This is a genomic window from Paraburkholderia oxyphila NBRC 105797, from assembly GCF_000685075.1.
Classification (GTDB): Bacteria; Pseudomonadota; Gammaproteobacteria; order Burkholderiales; family Burkholderiaceae; genus Paraburkholderia; species Paraburkholderia oxyphila.
Genome location: NZ_BAYD01000052.1, coordinates 64,984 through 73,753, shown reverse-complemented (window position 1 = coordinate 73,753; position 8,770 = coordinate 64,984). Strand labels below are relative to the sequence as shown.

Here is an 8,770-nt window from a genome sequence, read left to right as displayed (position 1 = left end):
CACGACGAGCGCGTGCGGATGCTCGGCCACTTCCGGGTCCAGATTATTCTGGATCATGCGGTAGGCGGCTTCGGCCAGCCAGGTCTTGCACACCTTCTCACTGCCGCGCGGCGCGCGGATCGTGCGGGACGGGTCGAGGCGGGGATCGGTGAAGTTGGGATGGTTCATAACGGTCTCGGACTGGTTGTTTGGGTTATTGCTCGGATTCGAACGCGAACGGGCTGTGCGCCGCGATTGCGCCGTTCTGCACGAGCTGCGTCATGGCTGCGATATCGGGTGCGAAGTAGCGGTCCAGATCGTAGTGCGGGACTTCGCTGCGCACCGACTCCATCACTTTTTGCAGTGCCGGGCTGGTCGCGTGCGGCGCGCGCAGGTCCACGCCCTGTGCGGCGGCGAGCAGCTCGATCGCGAGGATGTTGGCCGTGTTCTCGGCGATGTCGCCGAGCTTGCGCGCGGCGAAGGTCGCCATCGACACGTGATCTTCCTGGTTCGCCGAAGTCGGCAGCGAGTCGACCGAAGCCGGATGCGCGAGCGTCTTGTTCTCCGAAGCCAGCGCCGCTGCCGTCACGTGCGCGATCATGAAGCCCGAGTTCACACCGCCGTCCTTCACGAGGAAAGGCGGCAGGCCCGAGAGCGTCGCGTCGATCAGGAGTGCGATGCGGCGCTCGGCGAGCGCGCCGATTTCGGCGGCCGCCAGCGCGAGATTGTCGGCCGCGAACGCCACCGGCTCCGCGTGGAAGTTGCCACCTGAGATGACTTCCTTCGTGTCCGGGAAGATCAGCGGGTTGTCCGAGACTGCGTTGGCTTCGATCAGCAGCACTTGCGCGGCGTGGCGCATCTGGTCGAGGCACGCGCCCATCACCTGCGGCTGGCAGCGCAGCGAGTACGGGTCCTGGACCTTGCCGCAGTCGCGGTGCGAGAGGTTGATCGACGAGCCTTCGAGCAGATCGCGATAGGCCGAGGCCGCCTCGATCTGGCCGCGATGACCACGCAGTTCGTGGATGCGCGCGTCGAACGGCTTGACCGAGCCGGCTGCCGCGTCCACGCACAGCGCGCCGGAGACGAGCGCCGTGCGGTACAGGTCTTCGATCGCGAACAGGTTATAGATCGCGAGTGCCGCGGAAGCCTGCGTGCCGTTCAGGAGCGCAAGGCCTTCCTTCGCCTGCAGCGCGATCGGCTTGAGGCCGGCCAGACGCAGGCCCTCTTCCGCGCTCATGCGCTCGCCCTTCGCGAACACGTCGCCCACGCCCAGCAGCACGGCCGACATGTGCGAGAGCGGTGCGAGGTCGCCCGACGCGCCCACCGAGCCCTTCACCGGGATGACGGGCAGCACGTCTGCATTGAAGAGCGTGATGAGCGTTTGCATCACTTCGCGGCGGATGCCCGAGTGGCCGCGGCCGAGGCTCGAGAGCTTCAGCGCCATCATGAGGCGCACGACCGGGCGCGACATCGGCTCGCCCACGCCCACGGCGTGCGAGAGCACCAGGTTGCGCTGCAGCAGTTCGAGCTGTTCGCGCGGGATATGCGTGCTGGCGAGACGCCCGAAGCCCGTGTTGATGCCGTAGGCCGGCTCACCCTTGGCCGTGATCTCGGCGACGGTGCGCGCGCTCGCGTCGATCGCCGCGAAGCTTGCCGGATCGAGCTCGAGCTGGATGCTGCTGCTGTCCTTGGCACGCGCGATCTGGCGCAGTTGTGTGAGGGTCAGATGGCCGGGAGTCAGGGTAATCATCGCAGTGAAATAAGTTGTCTGGACAAGGTAGCCGCAGATTACACAAAACGAGTTGTCTATACAAGTTAAAAATTCTCCGTGTATACCCTCGCCACTCCTCCCTGACGCCCAAATTACGGGGCCTTTCGGTTACGGAACAGGCACGCCACCCCAGGTAATAACACCGATTGCCGGCTACCCGGTGAAATCGGTAATTTGTATAGACAACTCACTGCTACGCAGAAAATCCCTTCCGGAGATGTCATGAAGAAACTTGCCCTGTGTGTCGCACTCGCTCTTGCAGCCGGCGGCGCTTACGCGAAAGACTGGACCACGATCCGTTTCGGCACGGACGCCAGCTACGCGCCGTTCGAATCGAAGGCACCCGATGGCAAGCTCGTCGGTTTCGATATCGATCTCGGCAACGAGATCTGCAAGCGCCTGAACGCGAAGTGCGTGTGGGTCGAGCAGGACTTCGACGGCATGATCCCGGGCCTGAAAGCCAAGAAGTTCGACGGCGCGCTCTCCGCGCTCACGGTCACGCCGCAACGCGAGCAGCAGATCGCCTTCACCGCGAAGCTCTACAACACCCCTACGCGCCTCGTCGCGAAGAAGGGCTCGCCCCTGCAGCCGACCGTCGAGTCGCTCAAGGGCAAGTCGGTGGGCGTCGAGCAGGGCTCGACCCAGGAAACCTTCGCCAAGGAAAACTGGGCGACCAAGGGCGTCAATGTCATTACCTACCAGAACCAGGACCAGGTCTATCTGGACCTGAACTCGGGCCGCCTGGACGCCGCGCTGCAAGACGAAGTGCAAGCCGACCTCGGCTTCCTGAAGACGCCGCGCGGCGCCGGCTTCGCGTTTGCCGGTCCGGAGCTGCCCACGGGCGCGGCCGCCATCGGCCTGCGCAAGGAAGACGCCGACCTCAAGGCGAAGATCGACAAGACGATCGCCGACATGATCAAGGACGGCACCTACAAGAAGATCGAGTCGAAGTACTTCGACTTCGACGTATACGGCGGCTAGGCACTTACGCCTCATCTGCATCAACACGGGTGCGCATGCCGCGCCGCTACGCGGCACGCGCCCCGTCATTGAAGGACGTCATCCATGCTCTTCCAAGGCTTCGGCCCTCTCCTCCTCGCGGGCACGTGGGAAACCATCAAGCTCGCGCTGCTGTCGCTCGCCGCGGCGTTCCTGCTGGGTCTCGCCGGCGCCGCCGCGAAGCTCTCGCCCAACCGCGTGGTGTCGCGCATCGGCACGCTGTACACGACGCTGATCCGCGCGGTCCCCGATCTCGTGCTGATGCTGCTGCTCTTCTACAGCATCCAGATCTGGCTGAACCACCTCACCGACGCGATGGGCATGGACCAGATCGACATCGATCCGTTCGTGGCCGGCGTCATCACGCTCGGGTTCATCTACGGTGCGTATTTCACCGAGACTTTCCGCGGCGCGTTTCTCGCCGTGCCGCGCGGCCAGATCGAGGCCGGCTTCGCCTATGGCATGAGCTCCACGCGCGTGTTCACGCGCATCCTGTTCCCGCAGATGATGCGTTTCGCGCTGCCGGGCATCGGCAATAACTGGCAGGTGCTCGTGAAGGCGACCGCGCTCGTCTCGATCATCGGGCTCGCCGATGTGGTGAAGGCCGCGCAGGACGCGGGCAAGGCCACCCAGGCATTCTTTTTCTTCACGCTCGTGACCGGCGCGATCTATCTCGCCATCACCACCGTTTCCAACCTGGCATTGCACCGCCTCGAAAAGCGCTATTCGACCGGTGTGCGGAGGGCCGCACTGTGATCGAACTCATTCAGCAATACTGGCCGAACTACCTCTACAGCGACGGCTTCAACTATAGCGGCCTCGTCATCACGCTCTGGCTGCTGGTGGTCTCGATCGTGCTGGGCTTCGGGCTCGCCGTGCCGCTCGCGATTGCGCGCGCTTCGCGCAATCCGTGGATTTCGCGTCCGGTCTGGCTCTACACCTACGTGTTTCGCGGCACGCCGCTCTATGTGCAGTTGCTGCTCTGCTACACCGGTATCTACAGCCTGCAATATGTGCATACGCACGCGCTGCTCGGCGAATTTTTCCGTAGCGCGATGAATTGCACGCTGCTGGCGTTCACGCTCAACGAGTGCGCCTACGCCACCGAGATCTTCGCGGGCGCCATCAAGGAGACCGCCTACGGCGAGATCGAAGCGGCCATCGCCTACGGCATGTCGAAGTACAAGCTCTACACGCGCATCATCCTGCCCTCGGCATTGCGCCGCGCGCTGCCCTCGTACAGCAACGAGGTCATCCTGATGCTGCACGCGACGACGCTCGCGTTCACCGCGACCGTGCCCGACATCCTGAAAGTGGCGCGCGACGCGAACTCGGCCACCTATATGACTTTCCAGGCATACGGCATTGCGGCCGCGCTCTACGCGACGATCGTCTTTGCCCTGATCTGGGGCTTCCGCCGCATGGAAACCCGTATGCTGGCTTACCTGAAACCGCAAGGGCACTAAACCCGTTTAGCGCTGATGGAGTGTATTGAGAATGTACAAGCTGATTGTTGACGACTTGCACAAGAAGTTCGGCGAGAACGAGGTTTTGAAGGGTGTATCGCTCAAGGCGAAAGCCGGTGACGTGATCAGCCTGATCGGGTCCAGCGGTTCGGGCAAGAGCACGTTCCTGCGTTGCATTAACTTCCTCGAATCGCCGTGCTCGGGCCGCATCACGCTCAACGGCGAAGAGATCCGCACGAGCCCCGACCGCAGCGGTTCGCTGCGCGTGAGCGATCCGAAGCAGCTGCGGGCCATGCGCACGCGCCTTTCGATGGTGTTCCAGCATTTCAACCTGTGGGCGCACATGACCGTGCTCGAGAACATCATCGAGGCGCCGGTGAGCGTGCTGGGGTTGAGCCGCAGCGAAGCGGAAGAGCGCGCGCTCAAGTACCTGGCCAAGGTGGGCCTCGCGACCGGCGTCGAGCACAAGTACCCGTCGCATCTGTCCGGCGGCCAGCAGCAGCGCGTCGCAATCGCCCGCGCGCTGGCGATGGAGCCCGAAGTGATGCTGTTCGACGAGCCCACCTCCGCGCTCGACCCCGAGCTCGTGGGCGAGGTGCTGCGCGTGATGCAGGCGCTCGCGGAAGAAGGCCGCACGATGATCGTCGTCACGCACGAGATGGGCTTCGCGCGCAACGTGTCGAATCACGTCGTCTTCCTGCACAAAGGCAAGATCGAAGAGCAAGGCGACCCCAAGGAAGTGCTCAATGCACCGCGCAGCGAACGGCTGCAGCAGTTCCTTTCGGGGCGCCTGAAGTAAGCGTCATCCGCACGCGGGGGATCGCCCGAATCTCCTCAGGCATGCTGATTACCTGAGGTAGCGGGTCGATCCCCCGCCCCATCCGCACAAATGCGCCGCCGCCCTCCCTACACGTCCCCCCTCAGCTCGATCAGCAGGTCCTTGGCCGCCACCCGATCACCGGGCTTCACATGCACGGCAGCGATTTCACAATCGCGTTCCGCCGCAATGTGCGTTTCCATCTTCATCGCCTCGAGCGCGATCAGCGTCGTGCCGGCCGTCACACGCTGACCGGGCTGCACCGCCACCGTCACCACGGAACCCGGCATCGGCGCGGCAACATGCAAGGGATTGGCCGGATCGGCGCGCTGCAGGCCGTGGCGCTCCTTGCCCGCGTGCACGGTCGTCTTCGGTTCGACGAGCGCCGTGCGCGACTGGCCGTTCAGCTCGAACTGCACTTTCACCATGCCGTCCTGCGCATCGGCATGCTGCCCCTGCAGCGAGATGAGCAGCGTCTTGCCCGGCGAGATGTCGATCGCCACCTCCTCCTGTGGCTGCAGGCCATACAGGAACGCCGACGTCGGCACGACAGACGTGTCACTGTATGCGCGAACGTGTGCGTAATAGTCGACGGTCTGCTTCGGATACATCAGGTAGGAGGCCAGTTGCCGGTCGTCGAGCGGCCGCTCGCACTCGGCTTCGGCCTGCGTGCGCGCGGCATCGAGATCGACAGCGGGCAGCTGGTCGCCGGGACGGTACGGCGCCGGCGGCTCGCTCTTGAGCACCTTGCGCGACAGCTCTGCAGGAAAGCCGTCCGGCGGGAAACCGAGCTCGCCCTTGAACAGCGACACGACGGACTCCGGGAATGCAATGTCCCTGGCCGGGTTGCGCACGTCGTCCACGCTGAGATCGTTCGCGACCATCATCAGCGCCATGTCGCCCACCACCTTCGAAGTGGGCGTCACCTTGACGATATCGCCAAACAGCCGGTTCACGTCCGCATAGGCGCGCGACACCTCGGTCCAGCGATGATCGATGCCGAGCGAGCGGGCCTGCTCGCGCAAATTCGTGTACTGGCCGCCGGGCATCTCGTGACGGTAGACGTCGGCCGTGCCGGCGCGGATCTCCGATTCGAACGGTGCGTAGTAGCGGCGCACGCCCTCCCAGTACATCGATGCTTCGTGCAAGCGATCCGGATCGAGCCCCGGATCGCGCTCGCTGCCGGCCAGCGACGCCGCGACGCTCGACAGGTTCGGCTGGGACGTGAGGCCGCTCATCGCGTCGAGTGCGCCGTCGACCGCGTCGCAGCCGGCGTCGATCGCGGCGAGCACCGACGCCGCCGCAATGCCGCTGGTGTCGTGCGTGTGGAAATGCACGGGCAGGCCCGTCTCCTCCTTTAGCGCCTTCACGAGCGTTGCAACCGCCTGGGGCCGGCAGATGCCGGCCATGTCCTTGATGCCGAGCACGTGCACGCCGGCCTGCTGCAGTTCGCGCGCGATGCCGACGTAATACTTGAGGTCGTACTTCGGGCGCGATGCATCGAACAGGTCGCCGGTGTAGCAGATCGCGCCTTCGCACAGCATGCCGCTCTCGCCGACCGCATCGATCGCCACCCGCATGTTGCGAACCCAGTTCAGCGAATCGAATACGCGGAACACATCGACGCCTGCGCTCGCGGCCTGCTGCACGAAAAAGCGCACGACATTGTCCGCGTAGTTCGTATAACCCACGGCATTCGACCCGCGCAACAACATCTGGAACAGGATGTTCGGTACGCGTTCGCGCAGCAAGGCGAGCCGCTCCCAGGGATCTTCCTTCAGGAAGCGCAGCGCGACGTCGAAGGTCGCGCCGCCCCAGCATTCGAGCGAAAACAGTTGCGACAACTCGCGGGAGTAAAACGGCGCGATCGGCAACATGTCGGCCGTGCGCATGCGTGTCGCGAACAGCGACTGATGCGCGTCCCGCATTGTCGTATCGGTCAGCAACACCTGTTTCTGCTCGAGCATCCAGCGCGCGAACTTCTGCGGCCCGAGCTCGCGCAGACGATCGCGCGTGCCGGCCGGAATGGCCGTCGACGTATCGATCTTCGGCAGCACCGGTTTCGGCAAGGGCAGCGCCGGCAGCGTGCGTCCGCTCATCTCGCCGTTGCCGTTCACGTTCAGCTCGCCGAGATAGCGCAGCAGCTTCGTCGCGCGATCGCCGCGCTTCGCGATGGCGAGCAGTTCAGGCGTGCGGTCGATGAAACGGGTCGTGACCTCGCCCGCGATAAACGCCGGATGGTTGATCACGTTGCCGAGAAACTGCAGGTTCGACGCCACGCCGCGAATCCGGAACTCGCGCAGTGCGCGATCCATCCGGTGGATCGACTCGGCCGCCGTCGGCGCCCAGGTCGTCACCTTGACCAGCAGGGAGTCGTAGTACGGCGTGATGACCGCACCGCCATAGGCGGTGCCCGCATCGAGCCGCACCCCGAAGCCCGCTGCACTGCGGTACGCGCTGAGCCGCCCGTAATCGGGCAGGAAGTCGTTCTCCGGATCCTCCGTCGTGATCCGGCATTGCAGCGCGTGACCGTTCAGCGGGATCGCCTGCTGCGGCGGCACACCGGCGGCACGCTGCGCGAGCGCGCCGCTGGCGTCGCTCACGTCGTCAGCGAGGCCGATCTGACCGCCTTCGGTGATACGGATCTGCGCCTTCACGATGTCGATGCCGGTGATCATCTCGGTCACCGTGTGCTCGACCTGGATGCGCGGGTTCACCTCGATGAAATAGAACTTTCCGGTGTCGGCGTCCATCAGGAATTCGACGGTGCCCGCATGCGTATAACCGACCGCGCGCATCAGGCGCAGCGCCGATTCGCACAGTGCCTGGCGGCCATCGTGATCGAGGTACGGCGCAGGCGCGCGTTCGACCACCTTCTGATTGCGACGCTGCACCGTGCAGTCACGCTCGTAGAGATGCACGACCGTGCCATGCAGATCGCCGAGCACCTGCACCTCGACGTGCCGTGCGTTGCGCACGAGTTTCTCGACATACACCTCGTCGTTGCCGAACGCGGCCAGCGCCTCGCGCCGCGCCGCGGCGAGCGACGCCTCGAGGTCGCGCTCGCTCTCGAGCACGCGCATCCCGCGTCCGCCACCACCCCAGCTCGCCTTGAGCATCAGCGGATAGCCGACCTCCGCCGCGAGGCGCCGGCACGCGTCGAGATCGTCGGGCAGCGGCGCGGTCGCGGGCATCACCGGCACGCCCGCGGCGATCGCGGCGTTGCGCGCGGCCACCTTGTTGCCGAGCGTGCGCATCACCTCGGGCGTGGGGCCGATCCAGCGGATGCCGGCATCGATGACGGCCTGCGCGAAATCGGGATTCTCGGAGAGGAATCCGTAACCAGGATGGATCGCGTCGACCTTCGCCTGCCGCGCGACGCGCAGAATGTCGTCAATGTCGAGATACGCGGCGAGCGGTTTCTTGCCTTCGCCGATCAAATAGCTCTCATCGGCCTTGAAGCGATGCAGTGCCAGGCGGTCTTCTTTCGAATAGATCGCCACGGTGCGGATGTTCAGCTCCGCGGCGGCGCGCATCACGCGAATCGAGATTTCCGAGCGATTCGCGACGAGAATGGACTGGATGGGGATAGGAGTCACGTCGGCTATGAATCGGTAATGGTTGAATAAAGTCCGCCAACGCGATCGATCGGCTCCCGGATCGCGTCGCTGAACAGCGTACGATCACTCGCATCGGTGGTTCGCAATTGCATCGGGCCGCTTGCGGCTAACAGCATTG

7 protein-coding genes are annotated in these 8,770 nt (G+C 64.6%); 4 read left to right on the top strand and 3 right to left on the bottom strand.

The genetic code is table 11. The features are described 5' to 3' along the window. Together BO1_RS59475 and hutH are read right to left on the bottom strand one after the other, a co-directional pair. A partial coding sequence (locus tag BO1_RS59475; RefSeq protein ID WP_156992427.1) for a hypothetical protein occupies positions 1-168 on the bottom strand: 168 nt, incomplete at its 3' end. 25 nt (positions 169-193) lie between these two features. Further along, positions 194-1,729 carry a histidine ammonia-lyase gene (hutH, locus tag BO1_RS28300; protein WP_028220439.1) on the bottom strand — a complete coding sequence of 512 codons (1,536 nt, stop codon included), beginning with the start codon at positions 1,727-1,729 and terminating at the stop codon, positions 194-196. A 243-nt stretch (positions 1,730-1,972) separates the two neighbouring features. Here hutH and BO1_RS28295 point away from each other — a divergent pair, with 243 nt between their 5' ends. From BO1_RS28295 to BO1_RS28280, 4 genes are all read left to right on the top strand, one after another. Further along, complete coding sequence (locus BO1_RS28295) at positions 1,973-2,731, top strand: ABC transporter substrate-binding protein (RefSeq protein ID WP_028220438.1); 759 nt, start codon at positions 1,973-1,975, stop codon at positions 2,729-2,731. 84 nt (positions 2,732-2,815) lie between these two features. Continuing rightward, positions 2,816-3,505, top strand: coding sequence for an ABC transporter permease (locus BO1_RS28290; protein WP_028220437.1), 690 nt, complete (start codon positions 2,816-2,818; stop codon positions 3,503-3,505). After that, positions 3,502-4,215 carry an ABC transporter permease gene (locus BO1_RS28285; protein WP_028220436.1) on the top strand — a complete coding sequence of 238 codons (714 nt, stop codon included), beginning with the start codon at positions 3,502-3,504 and terminating at the stop codon, positions 4,213-4,215. The genes BO1_RS28290 and BO1_RS28285 overlap by 4 nt, the downstream gene beginning before the upstream one ends. 31 nt (positions 4,216-4,246) lie before the next feature. Further along, positions 4,247-5,014, top strand: coding sequence for an ABC transporter ATP-binding protein (locus BO1_RS28280; RefSeq protein WP_028220435.1), 768 nt, complete (start codon positions 4,247-4,249; stop codon positions 5,012-5,014). Between the two features lie 107 nt (positions 5,015-5,121). Here BO1_RS28280 and BO1_RS28275 read toward each other — a convergent pair whose 3' ends face one another. Continuing rightward, entirely contained in the window at positions 5,122-8,631 is a 3,510-nt protein-coding gene (locus BO1_RS28275; RefSeq protein ID WP_156992426.1) for a pyruvate carboxylase, read from the bottom strand. Positions 8,632-8,770: the final 139 nt, after the last annotated feature.

Bases quoted from the DNA above. Each gene is read 5' to 3' on its own strand.
- BO1_RS28295 (WP_028220438.1), top strand. From the start codon at position 1,973: ATGAAGAAACTTGCCCTGTGTGTCGCACTCGCTCTTGCAGCCGGCGGC.
- BO1_RS28290 (WP_028220437.1), top strand. From the start codon at position 2,816: ATGCTCTTCCAAGGCTTCGGCCCTCTCCTCCTCGCGGGCACGTGGGAA.
- hutH (WP_028220439.1), bottom strand. From the start codon at position 1,729: ATGATTACCCTGACTCCCGGCCATCTGACCCTCACACAACTGCGCCAG.
- BO1_RS28280 (WP_028220435.1), top strand. From the start codon at position 4,247: ATGTACAAGCTGATTGTTGACGACTTGCACAAGAAGTTCGGCGAGAAC.